Annotated in this window: 20 protein-coding genes; 18 read left to right on the top strand and 2 right to left on the bottom strand. The window is 72.5% G+C overall.

What is annotated here, in order from left to right; all coding sequences use genetic code 11:
• Positions 1 to 142 precede the first annotated feature (142 nt).
• The 12 genes from C2L59_RS38990 to C2L59_RS38935 all read left to right on the top strand — a co-directional run bounded on the left by C2L59_RS38990 (position 143) and on the right by C2L59_RS38935 (position 8747).
• Positions 143 to 757: a malonic semialdehyde reductase gene (locus tag C2L59_RS38990; protein WP_103354615.1), complete on the top strand. Its 615-nt coding sequence runs from the start codon at positions 143 to 145 to the stop codon at positions 755 to 757.
• Between the two features lie 133 nt (positions 758 to 890).
• Positions 891 to 2918, top strand: coding sequence for a threonine--tRNA ligase (gene thrS / locus C2L59_RS38985; RefSeq protein WP_103354614.1), 2028 nt, complete (start codon positions 891 to 893; stop codon positions 2916 to 2918).
• Entirely contained in the window at positions 2915 to 3457 is a 543-nt protein-coding gene (locus tag C2L59_RS38980) for an HIT domain-containing protein (protein ID WP_103354613.1), read from the top strand. Before thrS ends, C2L59_RS38980 begins: the two co-directional genes overlap by 4 nt.
• 75 nt (positions 3458 to 3532) lie before the next feature.
• Entirely contained in the window at positions 3533 to 4054 is a 522-nt protein-coding gene (locus tag C2L59_RS38975) for a MarR family winged helix-turn-helix transcriptional regulator (RefSeq protein WP_103354612.1), read from the top strand.
• Positions 4055 to 4142: 88 nt separating this feature from the next.
• The gene (gene pgsA / locus C2L59_RS38970; RefSeq protein WP_103354611.1) at positions 4143 to 4769 is read left to right on the top strand and encodes a phosphatidylinositol phosphate synthase; all 627 of its coding nucleotides are present in this window, start codon (positions 4143 to 4145) and stop codon (positions 4767 to 4769) included.
• A 73-nt stretch (positions 4770 to 4842) separates the two neighbouring features.
• Positions 4843 to 5760, top strand: coding sequence for a phosphatidylinositol mannoside acyltransferase (locus C2L59_RS38965; protein WP_103354610.1), 918 nt, complete (start codon positions 4843 to 4845; stop codon positions 5758 to 5760).
• A gap of 18 nt (positions 5761 to 5778) precedes the next feature.
• The gene (locus C2L59_RS38960) at positions 5779 to 6924 is read left to right on the top strand and encodes a glycosyltransferase family 4 protein (protein ID WP_103354637.1); all 1146 of its coding nucleotides are present in this window, start codon (positions 5779 to 5781) and stop codon (positions 6922 to 6924) included.
• Complete coding sequence (locus C2L59_RS38955; RefSeq protein ID WP_103354609.1) at positions 6921 to 7403, top strand: NUDIX hydrolase; 483 nt, start codon at positions 6921 to 6923, stop codon at positions 7401 to 7403. The genes C2L59_RS38960 and C2L59_RS38955 overlap by 4 nt, the downstream gene beginning before the upstream one ends.
• 1 nt (position 7404) lies before the next feature.
• On the top strand, positions 7405 to 7674 hold the full coding sequence (locus tag C2L59_RS38950; RefSeq protein ID WP_103354608.1) for a hypothetical protein: 270 nt from the start codon (positions 7405 to 7407) through the stop codon (positions 7672 to 7674).
• Entirely contained in the window at positions 7671 to 7922 is a 252-nt protein-coding gene (locus tag C2L59_RS38945; RefSeq protein ID WP_103354607.1) for a hypothetical protein, read from the top strand. Before C2L59_RS38950 ends, C2L59_RS38945 begins: the two co-directional genes overlap by 4 nt.
• 41 nt (positions 7923 to 7963) lie before the next feature.
• Positions 7964 to 8224 (top strand): hypothetical protein, encoded by a 261-nt coding sequence (locus tag C2L59_RS38940; protein ID WP_103354636.1) that lies wholly within the window; start codon positions 7964 to 7966, stop codon positions 8222 to 8224.
• A 13-nt stretch (positions 8225 to 8237) separates the two neighbouring features.
• A complete protein-coding gene (locus C2L59_RS38935; RefSeq protein WP_103354606.1) occupies positions 8238 to 8747 on the top strand; it encodes an XdhC family protein in 510 nt (169 codons plus the stop codon).
• Positions 8748 to 8894: 147 nt separating this feature from the next.
• Here the strand turns inward: C2L59_RS38935 and C2L59_RS38930 are convergent, their stop codons facing one another.
• A complete protein-coding gene (locus C2L59_RS38930) occupies positions 8895 to 11003 on the bottom strand; it encodes an elongation factor G-like protein EF-G2 (RefSeq protein WP_103354605.1) in 2109 nt (702 codons plus the stop codon).
• Positions 11004 to 11128: 125 nt separating this feature from the next.
• On the opposite strand from C2L59_RS38930, the gene C2L59_RS38925 reads away from it, so the two are divergent.
• The 3 genes from C2L59_RS38925 to pdxS all read left to right on the top strand — a co-directional run bounded on the left by C2L59_RS38925 (position 11129) and on the right by pdxS (position 14602).
• On the top strand, positions 11129 to 12571 hold the full coding sequence (locus tag C2L59_RS38925) for an FAD-binding oxidoreductase (RefSeq protein ID WP_103354604.1): 1443 nt from the start codon (positions 11129 to 11131) through the stop codon (positions 12569 to 12571).
• A 35-nt stretch (positions 12572 to 12606) separates the two neighbouring features.
• A complete protein-coding gene (locus C2L59_RS38920; protein WP_103354603.1) occupies positions 12607 to 13590 on the top strand; it encodes a DUF5937 family protein in 984 nt (327 codons plus the stop codon).
• A gap of 70 nt (positions 13591 to 13660) precedes the next feature.
• Positions 13661 to 14602 (top strand): pyridoxal 5'-phosphate synthase lyase subunit PdxS, encoded by a 942-nt coding sequence (gene pdxS, locus C2L59_RS38915; protein WP_103354602.1) that lies wholly within the window; start codon positions 13661 to 13663, stop codon positions 14600 to 14602.
• Between the two features lie 4 nt (positions 14603 to 14606).
• On the opposite strand, the gene C2L59_RS38910 is transcribed toward pdxS, so the two are convergent.
• Complete coding sequence (locus C2L59_RS38910; RefSeq protein ID WP_103354601.1) at positions 14607 to 15170, bottom strand: helix-turn-helix domain-containing protein; 564 nt, start codon at positions 15168 to 15170, stop codon at positions 14607 to 14609.
• 69 nt (positions 15171 to 15239) lie between these two features.
• On the opposite strand from C2L59_RS38910, the gene C2L59_RS38905 reads away from it, so the two are divergent.
• From C2L59_RS38905 to pdxT, 3 genes are all read left to right on the top strand, one after another.
• Positions 15240 to 15932 carry an AzlC family ABC transporter permease gene (locus C2L59_RS38905; RefSeq protein WP_146060487.1) on the top strand — a complete coding sequence of 231 codons (693 nt, stop codon included), beginning with the start codon at positions 15240 to 15242 and terminating at the stop codon, positions 15930 to 15932.
• Entirely contained in the window at positions 15932 to 16252 is a 321-nt protein-coding gene (locus C2L59_RS38900) for an AzlD domain-containing protein (protein WP_103354600.1), read from the top strand. The genes C2L59_RS38905 and C2L59_RS38900 overlap by 1 nt, the downstream gene beginning before the upstream one ends.
• A 168-nt stretch (positions 16253 to 16420) precedes the next feature.
• Positions 16421 to 17038: a pyridoxal 5'-phosphate synthase glutaminase subunit PdxT gene (pdxT, locus tag C2L59_RS38895; RefSeq protein WP_103354599.1), complete on the top strand. Its 618-nt coding sequence runs from the start codon at positions 16421 to 16423 to the stop codon at positions 17036 to 17038.
• Positions 17039 to 17044: the final 6 nt, after the last annotated feature.

Genomic DNA, 17044 nt, shown 5'->3' with positions numbered 1-17044 from the left:
GGGATTGCCGTCGCCGGCCGGGTGAACGGCTCGCGTCCGGGTGTCTTCCGCCTGTGATCCAGGCAACTGGTCGAACGCGAAATAGTTCAACGCTCAACTTGGTTGCACGGGGTACCGACCCAACGGAAGGAAGCCCAGCCCCATGACCACCTTTGCCGAGCAGAACGAGGCCCTCGCCCTCCCCGCGGACGTCCAGAACCTGCTGTTCCGCGACGCCCGCACGGCCAACAGTTTCAGCTCCGAGCCGGTGACCGAGGAGCAGGTCCGCGCGATCTACGACCTCGTCAAGTGGGCCCCGACGTCGATGAACACCCAGCCGCTGCGCGCGCTGGTGCTCCGGACCGCCGAGGCGAAGGCCCGCCTGCTCCCGCACATGTCGCCGGGCAACCGCGACAAGACCGAAGCCGCGCCGCTGACCGTCGTGCTGGCCGCGGACGTCGACTTCCACGAGAACATCCCGCAGGTCTTCCCGCACGCCCCCCACGTGAAGGACAACTTCGCCGACGAGCAGGGCCGCGTCGAGTTCTCGAAGCTGAACTCGCTGCTGCAGGTGGGCTACTTCATCATCGGCGTCCGCGCCGCCGGCCTGGCCGCCGGCCCGATGACCGGCTTCGACGCCCAGGGCGTCGACGACGAGTTCTTCGCGGACCGCAAGTGGCGCTCGCTGGTCGTCGTCAACGTCGGCAAGCCGGGCGAGAACCCCTGGTTCGACCGCCTGCCGCGGCTGGACTTCGACCAGGTCGTCGAGACCCTCTGAGCCCGACCGGACCGGCCGCTTCCCCGCGGGGAAGCGGCCGGTCCGGCGTTCGCGCCACGCGCGTGAGGCCCGAAGACGCCGACGACTAGCATCGACGGCGTCATCTTTGTCACTCCAGCTTGAGGAGCCGATCGTGTCCCAGTCGCCCCCCGTTTCCCCCGTGGCCGCCTCCCGTGTGGTGGTACCGGCGGGCACTACGGCGGGCGCGGCGGTCCGCGAAGCCGGCCTGCCGACCAAGGGCGCGGACACGATCGTCGTCGTCCGGGACGCCGGCGGGAAGCTGCGCGACCTCGCCTGGGCGCCGGAAGCCGACGCCGAGGTCGAGCCGGTCGCCGCGAACACCGACGACGGCCGCAGCGTCATCCGCCATTCGGCGGCGCACGTGCTCGCCCAGGCCGTGCAGCAGCAGTTCCCGGACGCCAAGCTGGGCATCGGCCCGCCGGTGAAGGACGGTTTCTACTACGACTTCGCCGTCGAAAAGCCGTTCACCCCGGAAGACCTGCAGGCGCTCGAAAAGCGCATGAAGCAGATCGTGAAGGGCGCCCAGCAGTTCTCGCGGCGCGTTTTCGACTCCGTCGACAAGGCCAAGAAGGAACTGGCGGACGAGCCGTTCAAGCTCGAACTGGTCGACCTCAAGTCCGAAGTGGACACCTCCGAGGTGATGGAAGTCGGCGAGGGCGAACTCACCATCTACGACAATCTCGACCCGCGCACCAAGGAACGTGTCTGGAGTGACCTCTGCCGCGGCCCGCACGTGCCGACGACGAAGTTCATCCCGGCGTTCAAGCTGACCCGCGTCGCCGCCGCGTACTGGCGGGGCAGCGAGAAGAACCCGCAGCTGCAGCGGATCTACGGCACGGCGTGGGAGTCGGCCGAGGCGCAGGACGCCTACCTCGAGCGCATCGCCGAGGCCGAGCGCCGCGACCACCGCAAGCTCGGCGCCGAGCTCGACCTGTTCTCCTTCCCCGAGGAGATCGGCTCCGGCCTGCCGGTGTTCCACCCGAAGGGCGGCATCATCCGCCGCGAGCTGGAGAACTACTCGCGCCGCCGCCACGAGGAGGCCGGCTACGAGTTCGTGAACACCCCGCACATCAGCAAGGGCGAGCTGTTCCACACCTCCGGCCACCTGCCGTACTACGCGGACACGATGTTCCCGCCGGTGCAGTTCGAAGAGGAGAACTACTACCTCAAGGCGATGAACTGCCCGATGCACAACCTGATCTTCCGCTCGCGCGGGCGGTCCTACCGCGAACTGCCGCTGCGGCTGTTCGAGTTCGGGACGGTCTACCGCTACGAGAAGTCCGGCGTGGTGCACGGCCTCACCCGGGTGCGCGGCCTGACGATGGACGACTCGCACATCTACTGCACCAAGGAGCAGATGCCGGGCGAGCTGCGGTCGCTGCTCAAGTTCGTCCTCGACCTGCTGGCCGACTACGGCCTCTCCGACTTCTACCTCGAGCTGTCCACCCGCGGTGACTCCGACAAGTTCATCGGCGAGGACTGGGAGTGGGAGGAGGCCACCGAAACGCTGCGGCAGGCCGCCGTCGACTCCGGCCTCGAGCTGGTCCCGGACCCGGGCGGTGCGGCCTTCTACGGCCCGAAGATCTCCGTGCAGGCGAAGGACGCCATCGGCCGCACCTGGCAGATGTCGACCATCCAGCTGGACTTCAACCAGAACAAGCGGTTCGAGCTCGAGTACACCGCGCCGGACGGCTCGCGCCAGCGGCCGATCATGATCCACCGCGCGCTGTTCGGCTCGATCGAGCGCTTCTTCGGCGTGCTGACCGAGCACTACGCGGGTGCGTTCCCGGCGTGGCTCGCGCCGGTGCAGGTGGTCGGCATCCCGATCACCGCCGACCAGGTCGAGCACCTGCAGGGCATCGAGAAGGCGTTGCGCGCCAAGGGGATCCGCGCCGAAGTCGACGCGAGCGACGACCGGATGCAGAAGAAGATCCGCACGCACACCACGCAGAAGGTGCCGTTCATGCTGCTGGCCGGCGCGAAGGACGTCGAGGCGGGCGCGGTGTCGTTCCGCTTCCGCGACGGCGGCCAGATCAACGGCGTGCCGGTGGAAAAGGCGGTCGAGGCGATCGCGGAGTGGGTCGGGCGCCGCGAAAACGCGTCGCCGTCGGCCGACGCGCTGGAGACGGTCGTTCGGTGAGTGAGGGTCCCGAGCTCGTCGAGCAGCAGGGCGTCGGGGTCCAGGACGCGTTCCAGCGCCTCTGGACCCCGCACCGGATGGCCTACATCAAGGGCCAGGACAGGCCGGACGACGACGGCGACACCGGCTGCCCGTTCTGCCGGATCCCTTCGCTGGACGACAAAACCGGCCTGATCGTCGCCCGCGGCGACCTGGTCTTCGCGGTGCTGAACCTGTACCCGTACAACCCGGGGCACCTGATGGTGGTGCCGTACCGGCACGTCGCGGACTACACCGACCTGACGGTCGAGGAGACGCGCGAGGTCGCCGAATTCACGCAGCACGCGATGAAGGTGATCCGCGCGGTGTCCGGCGCGCACGGGTTCAACATCGGCCTGAACCAGGGCCACATCGCGGGCGCGGGCATCGCCGCGCACCTGCACCAGCACCTGGTGCCGCGGTGGGGCGGGGACGCGAACTTCATGCCGGTCATCGGCCAGACGAAGGTGCTCCCGCAGCTGCTGGGGGAAACGCGGGACCTGCTGGCCGGCGCCTGGTGACGCGCGTCCGCATCACCGGCGCCCTGACCGGCAAAAACTCCTGATTGAGTGTTCAACCGAGAGTATGATGGGGTTATGTCCGGAACCCGATGGCTCAGCGACGACGAACAGCGCGTCTGGCGTGAGTTCAATTCGGCCACCCGCATGCTCAGCGCGCACCTCGAAGGCCAGCTGCAGCACGACTCGGGCATGCCGCACACCTATTACGAAGTCCTCGTCGCCCTCTCGGAAGCGCCCGGCCGCCGCCTGCGGATGAGCGAACTCGCCGACGCGCGGCAGGCGTCCCGCAGCCGCCTTTCGCACGCCGTCGCCCGGCTGGAGGCGAACGGCTGGGTGCGCCGCGAGGCGTGCCCGACCGACAAGCGCGGCGCGTGGGCCGTGCTGACTGAGGCCGGCTTCGCCGCGCTCGAGGCGGCCGCGCCCGGGCACGTCGAAGCCGTCCGCGAGAGCCTGTTCGACCCGCTGACACCCGAGCAGGTGACGGCGCTCGGGGAGATCAGCGCCGCGATCCGGCGTCAGCTCTCGCCGAAGTGCGCGGCCGCCAAGGCCGCCGAAGACGCGCGGGAACACGAGGGCGAGCTCACCAAATCGGGCTGACCCGGGACGGCGCGTCGGGATCACCGAGGCGGGTGGATAGGCTGCATTCGCCCACCCGACCCTCGTAGCCAGGTGCCTCGACGAACCGATGCTCAATATCTTCGCGCGTGCCTCCGTCTCCCGCGTCACCGATCCGATCGGCCAGGCGCTGGTCCGCGCCGGGCTGACCCCGAACGCCATGACCGTGCTCGGCACCGCCGGCGCGGTCGTCTGCGCGCTGGCCTTCTTCCCGACCGACCACCTGCTGTGGGGCACCTTCACGGTGTGGGGCTTCGCCATGCTCGACCTGCTCGACGGCGCCATGGCCCGGGCCCGCGGCTACGGCACCCCGTTCGGCGCGGTCCTCGACGCCACCTGCGACAGGCTGGTCGACGGCGCCCTGTTCGCCGCCATCGCCTGGTGGTGCTTCGTCGTCGACGACAACCGCCCGGCCGCCGCCGCGGCCCTGCTGTGCCTGGTCCTCGCCCAGGTCATCTCCTACGTCAAGGCCCGCGCCGACGCCTCCGGCCTGCCGGTCGACGGCGGGCTCGTCGAACGCGCCGAGCGGCTGATCATCGCGCTGGTCGGCACCGGCCTGCACGGTTTCGGCATCCCGTACACCGTGGACGTGACGCTCTGGCTGCTCGCCGTCCTGTCGGTGATCACGCTGCTGCAGCGCACGGCCGCGGTGGCGAAGGCGGCCCGCGAGGCCGCCGCGGGGGAGCAGCCCGCATGAGAGAGCCTGCGAACGCATCATCCACCACTGCGCTTTCGGCTCAGGCCGCGCGGAGCGTCAGCGAGGCGTGCGCATGAGCAAGCTGTCAGAGCGGTTGAGCGCCTTCGGCTACGCGGCCGGGTGGAAGCTCGCCGGCTGGCTGCCCGCCGGGTTCGGCGGCACGGTCTTCTCGCTCGGCGCGGACCTCGCCGTCCGCCGCGACGGCGGGGGCGTGCGGCAGCTGCGCGCGAACCTCGCCCGCGTGGTGCCGCAGGCCGACCCGGTCGAGCTCGACGAGCTGACCCGGCGCGCGATGCGCTCGTACGCCCGCTACTGGCACGAGACGTTCCGGCTGCCGTCGATGGACCACAAGGAGGTCAGCGCCAAGGTCGCGGCGTCGATCACCGGCGTGGAGAACCTCGACGCGGCGCTGGCCGAGGGCAACGGCGCGGTGATGGCGCTGCCGCACAGCGGCAACTGGGACGTCGCCGGCGTGTGGCTGGCCGGCTACCTCGGCGGGTTCACGACGGTGGCCGAGCGGCTGAAGCCGGAGTCGCTCTACCGCCGGTTCGTCGAGTACCGGGAGTCGCTCGGCTTCGAAATCGTCCCCCTCACGGGTGACAGCTCGGCGATGCGCGTGCTGCTCAAGCGGCTGCGCGAGAACAAGGCCGTCTGCCTGGTCGGCGACCGCGACCTGACCACCAGCGGCATCCCGGTGAAGTTCTTCGGCGAGCCGGCCCGGCTGCCCGGCGGCCCGGCGCGGCTGGCCGCGACGACCGGCGCCGCGCTGATCCCGGCCGGCTGCTGGTTCACCGAGGACGGCTGGCAGATCCGGCTGCACCCGCGCATCCGCGTCACCGCGCGGGCCGAGGTCCCGGCCGCCACCCAGGCCCTGGCGGACATCTTCGCCGGCGACATCGCCGCGCACCCGGCCGACTGGCACATGGTGCAGAAGTTCTGGCCGGCCGACCTCGAGGCCGCCGAGCGGGTCAGCCTCGAAGAAGCGAGCTGAGCGGTGGCCGCGCGGCCGATGCGGGTCGGCATCGTGTGCCCCTACTCCTTCGACGTGCCCGGCGGCGTCCAAGGGCACGTCATCGACCTGACGAAGGCGCTGCTCGCGCGAGGCCACCAGGTGTCGGTGCTGGCGCCCGCGGACGAGGACGCGGAGCTGCCGGAGTTCGTGCACCCGGCCGGCAAGGCGCTCGGGATCCCGTACAACGGCTCGGTCGCGCGGCTGCAGTTCGGCCCGGTGTCCTACGCGCGCGTGCGCCGCTGGATCCGTGAAGGCGACTTCGACGTCCTGCACCTGCACGAGCCGGCCGCGCCCAGCCTGGCGCTGCTGGCGCTGCTGATCGCGGACGGTCCGATCGTGGCGACGTTCCACACGGCTACCACGCGTTCGCGCACGCTGTCGGCGTTCCAGCCGGTGCTGCGGCCGCTGCTGGAGAAGATCACGGCGCGGATCGCGGTGTCCGCGCTGGCCCGCCGCGTCCAGGTGGAGCACGCGGGCGGCGACGCGGTCGAGATCCCCAACGGCGTCGACGTCGGCTTCTTTTCCGCGGCGACGCCGTTGCCGGGCTACCCGCGGGCCGGGGGCACCGTCGGGTTCGTCGGCCGGTTCGGGGAGCCGCGCAAGGGCATGGGTGTGCTGCTGGAAGCGCTGCGGCGGATCCTGCCGGAGTTCGAGGACCTGCGGCTGGTCGTGGTCGGCCGCGGCGACGAAGACCAGCTGCGCCGCGACGCCGGGCCGGAGCTGGCCCCGCACCTGGAGCTGCTGGGCCAGGCCGACGACCACGTGAAGGCCCAAGCGCTGCGCAGCGTCGACGTCTACTGCGCGCCCAACACCGGCGGCGAGAGCTTCGGGATGATCCTCACCGAGGCGATGGCGGCCGGCACCCCGGTGCTGGCCAGCGGGCTCGACTCGTTCCGGCGGGTGCTCGACGACGGCCGCGCCGGCTTGCTCGTCGACACCGGCGACCCGGCCGCGCTCGCGGATGGCCTGCGCGAGCTGCTCGGCGACCCGGCGCGCCGGGCGTCGCTGGCCGCGGCGGCGGGGGAGCGCGTCACGATGTACGACTGGTCGGTGGTGGCCACGCAGGTGCTGCGCGTCTACGAGACGGCCGTCGCGGCCGATCCCCGGCGGGTCGCGGCGCCGGAGCGGGAGCTCGCCCGGTGAGCGTGCTCGGCTGGCTGTTCCCGGTGCTCGCCCTGGTGGTGCTGCTGGGCGGGCTCTTCCTGGTGGCGACGGCCAACCGGCTCGACCGCCTGCACATCCGCACGGACGCCGGCTGGGCCGCCCTGGACGCCGCGCTGGCCCGGCGGTCGGTGGTCGCGCGGGCGGTCGCGGCCGTCTCGGGTGACACCACGCTGCGGACGTCGGCCGAGCGCGCCGAAGCCGCGCCGCGGGCCGACCGCGAGGGCGCGGAAAACGAGCTGACGCTGCAGCTGGGCCGCGTCGACCGGGCGGGCCTGCCGGCCGAGCTGGCCGAGGAGCTGACCGACGCCGAGCACCGGGTGGTGATCGCCCGCCGCGTCCACAACGACGCCGTCCGCGACACGCTGCGGCTGCGGCGGCGGCGGAAGGTGCGGTACTTCCGCCTCGCGGGGACCGCGCCGCTGCCGGAGTACTTCGAGTTCGCCGAGCCGGAGGTCTGACATGTGGTGGGTGGTCGTCGAGGAGCAGCGCGGTGGCGGTGACGCGCGCGCCTGGAACGTCACGAAGACGAAACCGGCGGGGGCCGACCGCGCCCACGCCGACGAGGTGGCGCGGCGGCTCGCGTTCTCGCACCAGCCGGTGCACCCGCCGGCGGTCAAGGAGCGGAAGGTGCTGCGGGTCGGCGACGGCTACCTGGTGATCGCGACCGGCCGCACGACGACGTTCCACTTCCGCGTGACGCTCGGCGAGACGGTGGCGGAACCGGAATGACCTGGTGGGTGCTCGTGGAGGAGCAGCGCACCTCGGAGCGGAACTGGTCGCTGTCCGAGCGGTTTTCCTACGCCGACCAGGAGACCGCCGAGGCCGAAGCGCTGCGGCTGGCGCGTGAGTACCAGCCGGCCTACCCGTGGTCGCCGAAGTCGCGGACGGTGCTGCGGGGCCCGGGCGGGTACGTGGTGATCGTCGAGGGCCGGACGTCGACGTTCCACTTCCGGCTGAGCGTGCTCGAAGAGATCTGAAACCGCCGGCGACCCGGGCGCGTCGGACCGGCATGGGTGCGATGTGGTGGGTGGTCATCGAAGAGCAGGGCGGCGCGGGGGACGGCCGCGGCTGGGGAGTCGCCGACGCGGCGGGCTACCCGGACCGCGACACCGCGTTCGGCGAGGCGCACCTGCTGGCCAAGCGGCACCGGCCGCCGCGGCCGTCGTCGCCGCAGAAGCGGGTCGTGCTGCGGGTCAGCGACGGGTACCTGGTGCTCGTCAAGGGCAGGACCGACGTCTGGCAGTTCCGCGTGACGGTGGGCGAGCAGGTCGGCGGCTGACACACTGGGCGGCATGAGTGAGACCTGCGACGTCGCCCACGGCACGGCCCCGGCCGACCCGGGACTGCGGACCCTGGTGGCGGTGTTCGCGTCGCCGGTTTCGCGGTACCTGCTGAAGTTCGCGAAGGACCTCGGCTACCGCGTGGCGCTGTTCGAGCCCGACGCGGCGCGCGCGACCGACGTCCCGGAGGGGTTCGAGGCGGAGACGACGTTGCCGCCGCTCGACGCGTCGGCGGACGTGGTCGTCACCGACCACCACCGGCCCGAGCTGGGCGCGGTGCTCAAGGCCGCGCTCGCGGGGCAGCCGCGGTGGGTGGGTGTGCTCGGCAACCCGCGTCACCCGGGTCCGCACGTGGCCGCACTGCAGGGGCTGGGCGTGCCCGGGTCCGACATCGCCCGGGTGCACCGCCCGGTCGGGCTCAACATCGGCTCCCGCACCCCGCCGGAAATCGCGCTGGCGACGCTGGCGGGCCTCCTGGCCGACCGCAACGACCGCCCCGGCGGCTTCGACTTCACGTCCTGACCGGGCCGGTTCCCGTAACTCGCGTGATTAAAGCCGGAACTCGCGTGATTGAAGCCGGAACTCGCGTGATTGCGCCCGTACCGCCTCGAATCACGCGAGTTCCGGGCTCGATCACGCGAGTTCCGGTTCTGATCACGCGAGTTACGGCTAGTGGACCGCCATTCCTTCCGGCATGGGCTCGAAGCGGGCGTGGCGGCGGGTGAACGTCGCCGTTCCGGACGTCATCGAGCGCAGGTCGATCAGGTAGCGGATCAGTTCCGTGGCCGGGACCTCCGCGCGGATCACCGTCCGGCCGCCGTCGCCGGCCTCCGTGCCCAGCACCCGGCCGCGCCGGGAGGACAGGTCGCCCAGCACCGTGCCGAGGTGCTCGTCCGGCAGCCAAATCGCCACCTCCTCCAGGGGCTCCAGCATCGTGATGTGCCCGTTCGCCGCGGCCTCGCGCAGGGCCAGCGCGCCCGCCGTCTGGAACGCCGCGTCCGACGAATCCACGCTGTGCGCCTTGCCGTCCACCAGCGTCACCTTGACGTCGACCACCGGGTGGCCGTCGGCCAGCCCGCGCTGCAGCTGGGCCCGCACACCCTTCTCCACGCTGGGGATGAACTGGTGCGGCACCGACCCGCCGACGACCTTGTCCACGAACTGGAACCCGCCGCCGCGCGGCAGCGGCTCGACCTCGATGTCGCAGACCGCGAACTGGCCGTGCCCGCCGGACTGCTTCACGTGCCGCCCGTGGCCCTTGGCCGGTTTGGCGAACGTCGAGCGCAGGCTGATCTTCACCGGTTCGGTGTCGACGTCGGCGCCGCCCGCGCGCAGCCGCGAGAGCACGACGTCGGCGTGGGCCTCGCCCATGCACCACAGCACCAGCTGGCCGGTCTCGGCGTTGCGGTCCAGCCGCAGCGTCGGGTCACCGGCGACCAGCCGCGACAGGTTGCGGGCCAGCGTGTCCTCGTCGCTGCGGGTCTTCGCGACCACCGCCACCGGCAGCAGCGGCTCCGGCATCGCCCACGGCTCCATCAGCAGCGGGTCGTCGGGGGAGGAGACGGTGTCGCCGGTCTCCGCCGAGCCGACCTTCGTCAGCGCGCACAGGTCACCCGCGACGCAGTAGGGCACCTCCCGCAAGGACGAGCCGAGCGGCGAATACAGGTGCGCGACGCGCTCGTCGGCGTCGTGGTCCTCGTGGCCGCGCTCGGCGAGGCCGTGCCCGGACACGTGCACCGGCCGCTCCGGGCGCAGCGTTCCGGAGAACACCCGGACGAGGGACACCCGGCCGACGTAGGAGTCCACCGCGGTCCGGACGACCTCCGCGGCGAGGGGGCCCGCGGGGTCGGCGGTGATCGCGGCGTGCTCGCCGCCGTCCGGCGTGGTGACCTCGGGCGGCCGGTGCTCCAGCGGGGAGGGGAACGCGCGGACGATGCCGTCGAGCACCTCGGCCAGGCCGACCCCGCTGGTCGAGCACACCGGGATGACGGGGTGGAAGGAACCGCGCGCGACAGCGGTTTCGAGGTCGGCGATCAGGGTGGCCTCGGCGATCTCCTCGCCCGCGAGGTAGCGGTCCATCAGGGACTCGTCCTCGCTCTCGGCGATGATCCCTTCGATCAGCTCGTTGCGGGCCTCGGCCATCCGTTCCAGGTCGGCCGGGTCGGGTTCGCCGGTCTTCGGCGGGTGGCCGCCGGAATAGTCGAAGTACCGCTGGGTGATCAGCCCGACCAGGCCGTCGCCCGCCGGGAGGTACAGCGGCAGCACGCCGGCGCCGAACGCGGCCTGGCAGGCGGCGATCTCGGACATCGCGTCGGCCCGGTGGTGGTCGAGCCGGGAGACGACGACCGCGCGCGGCATCCCGACCGCGGCGCACTCCTCCCACACCGCGACCGTGGCCGCGTCGACGCCTTCGGCGGCGGAGACGACGAACAGCGCCGCGTCGGCCGCCCGCAGCCCGGCCCGCAGCTCCCCGACGAAGTCCGCGTACCCGGGCGTGTCGATCAGGTTGATCTTGTGGCCCTGGTGCAGCACCGGCGCGACCGAGAGGCCGACCGAACGCTGCTGGCGGACCGCCGCCGGGTCGTGGTCGCACACCGTCGTGCCGTCGACCACCGAGCCCGCGCGCGGCACCGTGCCGGAGGCGGCGAGCAGGGCTTCGGCGAGGGTGGTCTTCCCGGACCCGGCCGGGCCGACGAGCACGACGTTGCGGACCTTGGCGGGGTCGTCCACAGCGACGGCGGCCCCGGTGTCGGCGTTCTTGGCTTGTTTGTCTGCCATGACGACTCCTCGGCGAACGGCTGGCGTACGGGATGTGTCCTCGATCACACACCCGCTACCCTGGTCACGGCAAGGCAGGGCTCCCGGGACCAGCCGAATGCCCCGGGGGCGGGGGAGGGAGTGGCATGGACAGGCGGACTTTCCTGCGGATTTCCGGGGCGGTACCGGTGGCGGGCCTGGGGGTGTGGCCGCCGCCGGACGACTGGGCGCAGCTGCGCCGGCAGCTGGCCGGGCCGCTGTTCCGGCCCGGCGACCCGGGCTACCCGGAGGCCAAGCAGGGCTACTTCACGATGTACGACGCCCGGATGCCGGCGGCGGTCGTCGGCGCGGCCCGCGTCGAGGACGTCCAGGCCGCGGTCGGCTTCGCCGCGCGGCACCGGCTGCCGGTCGCCGCCCGCAGCGGCGGGCACAGCTACCCCGGCTATTCCACTGTGGACGGCGGGATCGTGGTGGACCTCAGCCGGTTCTCGGGCGTCGAGGTGCGCGCGGACGGCCGCGCGGTGATCGGGGCCGGCGCCCGGCTGGGCCCGATCGCGACGACGCTCGCGGCGGCCGGGCGGGTGCTGCCGGCGGGCAGCTGCGACACGGTCGGCATCGCCGGGCTGGCCCTCGGCGGCGGGGTCGGCGTCCTCGACCGCGCGTACGGGCTGACCTGCGACCACCTGGAGGCGGCGCGGATCGTCACGGCCGACGGCCGCGCGTGCACGGTGTCGCGCTCGGCGGAACCGGACCTGTTCTGGGCGCTGCGCGGCGGGGGCGGCGGGAACTTCGGGATCGTCACCGGCTTCACCTTCCGGACCGTGCCGCTCACCGACGTCGCCACCTTCGACCTCAAGTTCCCGCCGGGCACGCAGGCCGCGTTGTTCGCCGCCTGGCAGGACTGGCAGCCGGCGATGCCGGACGAGCTGTGGTCCGGGATGAACCTCGGCGCCGACCACGCGAACCTCGGCGGCACGTTCCTCGGGCCGCAGGCGCAGCTGGACGCGCTGCTCGACGACCTGATCCGCCGGGTCGGCACGCCGCCGCTCGAACGGCGGCGGCAGGTCCGGGACCACCTGAGCGCGATGCGGTCGTTCGACGACCGCGAGTCCCGGCCCGGCCTGGCCCTGAACCGGGCGGCCTACGTCGGGACGTCGCGGATGCTCATGCGGCGGGCTCCCGACCCCGCCGCGGTGGTCGAGGTGCTGCTCGGGCCGCCCGGCGTCGACACGATCATCGACGCGGGCGGGGGCGCCATCGCCCGCGTCGGCGCCCGCGAAACGGCGTTCCCGCACCGGAAGGCGCTGGCGAGCTTCCAGTTCCTGCGCGGGGCGGAACCCGAACGCGGCGGCGAGGCCGCGGCCCGGCGCGCGGTGGCCGCCGCGCGCGACGGGCTGGGGCCGGAGTTCGGCACCACCGGGTACGTCAACTACCTCGACCCGGAGATGCCGGACTGGGCGCAGGCGTACTACGGGGTGAACCTGCCGCGGTTGCGCGCTGTCGCCCGGAAGTATGACCCGCGAGGAGTTTTCGCCTTCCCGCAAGGGCTTTCCGCGCCCCGCTCGACTGTCCACATCGGAGCGACATAGACTCCGCCGGACGTCGGCAGAGAGAGGCAGCGCGCGTGCTCGACCTGGCATTCTCCACCGAGGACCTGGCGCACACCCGGTTCGCGTTCTCCCCGGCCTGGGAAATCGTGGCGAGCGTGCGCGTCCTGAACTCGCCGGGCCGGCACGCCCTGCACCTGCCGTGGGTCAAGCGCGCCACGGCGGCGCTCGACGGCGCCGGCCTGGACATCGAGCTGCTCCGGGACCTCGTCCCGCTCCGGCACCTGCCCGGGTTCCTGGCCGCGACGCCGTCGACGCCGCTGCCGGAACTGGCCGACGAGCTCGCCGACCTGCGGGACGTGCCGGCCCGGCTGGTCCGGCGCGAGCTGGACGCGATGGCCGGGCCGCGCACGCCCGCGCTGGGCCGCTTCCACCGCGACCCGGAGGCGGGCCTCGATCGGCTCGCTGCGCTGATGGAGCAGTACTGGGAACTCGTGCTGGCGCCCGACTGGCCCCGGATCCGCGCGCTGCTCGAGGCCGACGTGCTGCACCGGTCGCGGCTGCTGGCCCAAGGCGGGGCCGCCGAACTGTTCAACGACCTCACCCCGCTGGTCCGCTGGCAGGGCGGCACGCTCACGGTGGCGCACCGGCACCTGCACGCCGCGGTGCCGCTCGACGGGCGCGGCCTGGTGCTGGTGCCCTCGGCGTTCGTCTGGCCGCGGGTGTTCTCCAAGACCGACGCGCGCTGGCAGCCGGTGCTGCGCTACCCGCCGCGCGGGATCGCCACGCTGTGGGAGACCGGCACCGCGACCGCGCCGGACGCGCTGGCCGCCGTGGTCGGCCGCGGCCGCGCGATGCTGCTGACCGAACTGGCCGCGCCGGCGTCGACCGCCGAGCTGGCCCGCCGGACCCGGCTGACCGCCGGCGCGGTGTCGCAGCACCTCGGCGTCCTCAAGGCTGCGGGCCTGGTCAGCGGCCACCGTGCCGGACGTCACGTGCTCTACGCGCGCACGGCGCTGGCGGAAGCCCTGGTCGCGGGCACCGGCGAAGTGGACTGCTGAGATACCCGCGTACTGGCCTGCCTGAAGGGTCCACCACGGACCTACCCTCGGAGGCGTACCCCCCGGTTTCATGTCGAAAGGCCTCGTCGTGTCCGAGCAGCAGACCGCCCCCACCAGCGGCACCGTCCAGTCCGTCACCGGCACCGCCAAGGTGAAGCGCGGCATGGCCGAGATGCTCAAGGGCGGCGTCATCATGGACGTGGTCACCGCCGAGCAGGCCAAGATCGCCGAAGACGCCGGCGCGGTCGCGGTGATGGCGCTGGAGCGCGTGCCCGCCGACATCCGCGCCCAGGGCGGCGTCGCCCGGATGAGCGACCCCGACCTGATCGACGGCATCATCGAGACCGTCTCGATCCCGGTGATGGCGAAGGCGCGCATCGGGCACTTCGTCGAGGCGCAGGTCCTGCAGTCCCTCGGCGTGGACTACGTCGACGAGTCCGAGGTCCTCACCCCGGCCGACTACGCCAACCACATCGACAAGTGGGCGTTCACCGTCCCCTTCGTCTGCGGCGCGACCAACCTCGGCGAGGCCCTGCGCCGGATCACCGAGGGCGCGGCGATGATCCGCTCCAAGGGCGAGGCCGGCACCGGCGACGTCTCCAACGCCACCACCCACATGCGCAAGATCCGCCAGGAGATCCGCCGGCTGCAGAACCTGCCGGAGGACGAGCTGTTCGTCGCGGCGAAGGAGCTGCAGGCGCCGTACGAGCTGGTTCGCGAGGTGGCGCAGGCCGGCAAGCTGCCGGTGGTGCTGTTCACCGCGGGCGGCATCGCCACCCCGGCCGACGCGGCGATGATGATGCAGCTCGGCGCCGAGGGCGTGTTCGTCGGCTCGGGCATCTTCAAGTCCGGCAACCCGGCCCAGCGCGCCGAGGCCATCGTCAAGGCGACGACCTTCTACGACGACCCGGACGTCCTGGCCAAGGTGTCCCGCGGCCTGGGCGAGGCGATGGTCGGCATCAACGTCGAGGAGCTGCCGGAGCCGCACCGCCTCGCCGAGCGCGGCTGGTGACCTCTCAGATGTATTCGGAGATCTCGACGCCGTAAGTGCCCGGCTCGAGGGCTTCGAAGATGTGCGGGACGTCGCCCGGGTAGGAGATGTAGTCGCCGGGGTTCAGCTCCTCCGGTGCCTCCAGGACGCCCACCCGGGCGCGTCCCGCGCACAGCACGATGTGCTCCATCACGCCGGTCATGTGCGGGTCGGACCGCCGCGGCGTCCCGGGTTCTGCCCGGATGAGGTACATGTCCCGCCGCGCGGACGGGGGACAGGCCGACAGCAGCGTGCACGCGTAGTCGGCGTGCTCGGCGAACACCGTCGGGCCCTTCCCGGCCCGGATCACGCGGACCTTGGGCCGGTCCGGCTCGACCAGCCGGGAAAACGGCACGTCGAGGGCGACGCCGAGCGCCCACAGCGTCTCGACGCTCGGGTTGCCGGTGCCGGATTCGAGCTGGGACAGCGTCGACTTGGCCAGGCCGGCGCGGCGCGCGACCTCGGTCAGGGACAGGCCGGCGCGCGTGCGTTCGCGGCGCAGGGACGCCGCGATGATCTCCAGTGGCGCGCCGGTGGCTTCCTGGCTCATGACTGTTCGCTCCATCGGTCTGTTCGTTCGCCTTGACGAACACGCGGTGCTGTGTTCACTATAGAACACATGCGTTCGATATGGCGAACACTCGATCGGGGCCTCGCCCGTGACGTCGGCCTGGTCTGTCTCGCCGATTGTCTCGTGGGGGTGTCGTACGGGGCCATCGCGGTGAGTTCGGGTTTCCCCCTGTGGCTGCCGATGCTGATGTCGCTGCTGGTGTTCGCCGGCGCGTCGCAGTTCATGTTCATCGGGATCGTGGCGGCGGGCGGCAACCCGTTCGCGGCGGTGCTGGCCGGCCTGCTGGCCAACGCGCGGCACCTGCCGTTCGGCTTCGCGGTCGGCGACGTGCTGGGCGGCCGCTGGGCGGCGCGGCTCGCCGGCAGCCACCTGATGATCGACGAATCGGTGGCGTTCGCGCTGGCCGAGCGGGACGCCCACCGCCGCCGCGCGGCGTATTGGGCGTGCGGGATCGGCTTGTTCGCCTGCTGGAACATCGGGGTCGTGGCGGGCGCGTTCGCCGGGACGGTGATCGGCGACACCGACGCCTTCGGCCTCGACGCGGCGTTCCCGGCGGTGCTTCTGGCGCTGGTGCTGCCGTCGCTGCGCGACAAGGCGGCGCGGCTGCCGGTGCTGATCGGGGTGGTGGTGGCCCTGGCGGCGGCGCCGTTCCTGCCGGCCGGGCTGCCGGTGCTGCTCGCGCTGGCCGGCGTGGTGGCCGGCGTCGCGGCCAAGGAACCCGAGCTGCAGGAGGCACGCTGATGGACACCGGTGAGCTGCTGATCGGCACGGTGGTGCTGGCCCTGGGGACGTTCGCGTTCCGGTTGGCGGGCCCGGTGCTGCGCAGCCAGGTGAAGCTGTCGCCGAAGGCCGAGCGGCTGATGGCGTTGGCGGCGGTGGTGCTGCTGGCGGCGCTGGTCGCGGTGAGCGCGTTGACGGAGGGCCACGGCTTCGCGGGCTTCGCCCGCCCGGCGGGGGTGCTGGTGGCGGGGGTGCTGGCGTGGCGGAAGGCCCCGTTCGCGCTGGTGGTGATCGCGGCCGCGGCGACAGCGGCCTTGCTCCGCCTGGCCGGCGTCCCCTGACCGGGCCGCGTGCGGAAAGAGGCATGACGCGTGATTGAGGGGGCATCGGCCCGATGCCCCTCCGGTCACGGGTGATGCCTCTCTGGTCACGGGTGAGGGGGGCTGACCTGCCGGTAAGGCGGCGAGGTGGTGCGTCTAGGCTGGTGGGAAGGTCTTTCGGGAGGTCGGGTGTCGTCGGAGCCGGTGATCGGTGTGCTCGCCATGCAGGGTGCCGTGCGGGAGCACGTCGCCATGCTGGCCGACGCGGGCGCGCGGGCCAAGCCCGTCCGGCGGGCGGCCGAGCTGTCCGAAGTGGACGGTCTGGTGCTGCCCGGCGGCGAGTCGACCACCATGTCGCGGCTGCTGGAGAGCTTCGAACTGCTGGAACCCCTCAAAGCGCGGATCGCCGACGGGCTGCCCGCCTTCGGCTCCTGCGCCGGGATGATCCTGCTGGCGCGGCAGACCCTCGACGGGCGGCCCGACCAGCAGCAGCTCGGCGGGCTCGACGTCGTCGTGCGGCGGAACGCCTTCGGCAGGCAGGTCGACTCCTTCGAGGCGGACCTCGACTTCGCCGGGATCGACGACGAAGTGCACGCCGTGTTCATCCGGGCGCCCTGGGTCGAGAAGGCCGGTGACGGCGTCGAGGTGCTCGCCACCGTCAGCGGCGTGGCCGGCGTGGCGGACGACACCGCTAGGATCGTCGCGGTCCGGCAGGGGGCGGTGCTGGCGACCGCGTTCCACCCGGAACTGACGCCCGACGTGCGGGTGCACCGGCTGTTCGTCGACCTCGTGCGAAAGGCTGCCTGAGACGCG

The sequence above is a fragment of the Amycolatopsis sp. CA-128772 genome (assembly GCF_002904295.1).
GTDB lineage: Bacteria > Actinomycetota > Actinomycetes > Mycobacteriales > Pseudonocardiaceae > Amycolatopsis.
Note: the sequence above shows the minus strand (reverse complement) of the source record. Positions and strands in the feature narration are given on the sequence as shown.